Raw genomic sequence first — 283 nt, 5'->3', positions numbered from 1 at the left:
AACCTACATAAGGTAGCAATCCGCAATAGTCCTTTAAATCAACGTACTCTCCACCATGCGCCGCAACATGGTCGGCAGCAAGGGTTTCACATAAACATGATTCGCCCCCATCGCCAGACAGTGTTTCCCTAAAGGCTCATCCACATGCGCTGAAATCACAATAATGGGTGTCCTTTCATAAATAGGATTTGCCCGAATCAACGGCAAAATTTCCTCCCCCGGCCTATCCGGTAAACCCAAATCAAGCAGGATACAGTCGAAGTAGGTTGGGTCGTGACCCAAC

The 283-nt window shown here is 48.4% G+C and carries 1 protein-coding gene; it reads right to left on the bottom strand.

What is annotated here, in order from left to right; translation table 11 throughout:
* Positions 1-33: 33 nt before the first annotated feature.
* Positions 34-283: response regulator (locus tag ACN4Z1_RS16010; protein WP_419413489.1), on the bottom strand; the 250-nt coding region annotated here is incomplete at its 5' end.

The sequence above is a fragment of the Legionella sp. ST3F1 genome (assembly GCF_048553315.1).
In the GTDB taxonomy this organism is placed as follows: domain Bacteria; phylum Pseudomonadota; class Gammaproteobacteria; order Legionellales; family Legionellaceae; genus Tatlockia; species Tatlockia donaldsonii.
Note: the sequence above shows the minus strand (reverse complement) of the source record. Positions and strands in the feature narration are given on the sequence as shown.